Origin of the sequence: Burkholderia sp. Se-20373 (assembly GCF_017104705.1) — a bacterium.
GTDB lineage: Bacteria > Pseudomonadota > Gammaproteobacteria > Burkholderiales > Burkholderiaceae > Burkholderia.
On sequence record NZ_JAAGPH010000369.1, the window covers coordinates 1 to 917 of the forward strand.

The 917-nt window shown below is 70.2% G+C and carries 1 protein-coding gene; it reads right to left on the minus strand.

Annotated features, from left to right (window positions below; genetic code table 11):
* Positions 1-311 precede the first annotated feature (311 nt).
* Positions 312-917: tetratricopeptide repeat protein (locus G3N96_RS38805; protein ID WP_206140500.1), on the minus strand; the 606-nt coding region annotated here is incomplete at its 5' end.

A 917-nucleotide genomic window follows, 5' to 3' on the forward strand; every position in this document is an offset into this window, starting at 1 on the left:
CGGGCGGCGCGGCGAGTGCGGTGAGCGGTGCGCCGGCAATGACGAGGGCGACGGCGCCGACGGCAGCGGCACCACGCCAGGAAAGGCGATGGGACATGGATGCGGTTCTCTCAGGTTTTATTGTGAGGCTGCATGTTAATGCATCGCCGCGTGTCGAACGGTCGACGCGGCGCAGCCGGATGGCGGCAATGCAACCGGCGCGCGAGCCCGGACGCGCCGCGATCGATTCCGTTGCAGGGTAATCGATGCGCAGGGCGTCGGGGCAGGCGCGTCATGCAGCCGGCGGGATGCCGGTGCGTGTGGAAGAACCGTTACGGCGCGACGACCGGGTGCTTCAGCGCATGCGCGGTCTCGATCCACTGCGCGTGGAATTCGTCCGCGTCGGGCTTGAGCCCGAGCTCGCCGTTGCGATAGGCCATCGCGAGCGTCTGCACGGCTTCCGGCAGTTCGTGCTCGGCGGCGCGACGATACAGCGCCAGCGCGCGCGCATCGTCGCGCGGTACGCCGCTGCCTTCGCGGTACGCGTTCGCGAGCATGAAGTCCGCGGCCGGGATGTCCGCGCGCGACGCGACGTCGAACCAGTGCGCGGCCTGCACGGGATCGGCGGCGACCCCGTAGCCGCTGCGATAGATCAGCCCGAGGTAATACGCGGCGGCCGGGTCGCCCTGCGCGGCCGCTTCGCCAAGAAGCGTGCGGGCGCGTGCGTAGTCCTTCGGCATGTCGCTGCTGCCGAGCAGCAACGCCTTGCCGAGCGCGAGTTGCGCACGCCGGGCGGCCGGCGCGTCGGCCTTGCTGTCGGCCGCCGCGGCCGTTTCCAGCCAGCCGCGTCCCTCGTCGCCTAAGCCCGGTTCGCGCGAGTCTACGAAGCTCGGAAGACCGTCGTGTAGGGGAGCAGTGTTGTCCGAGGTGTGAAGCTT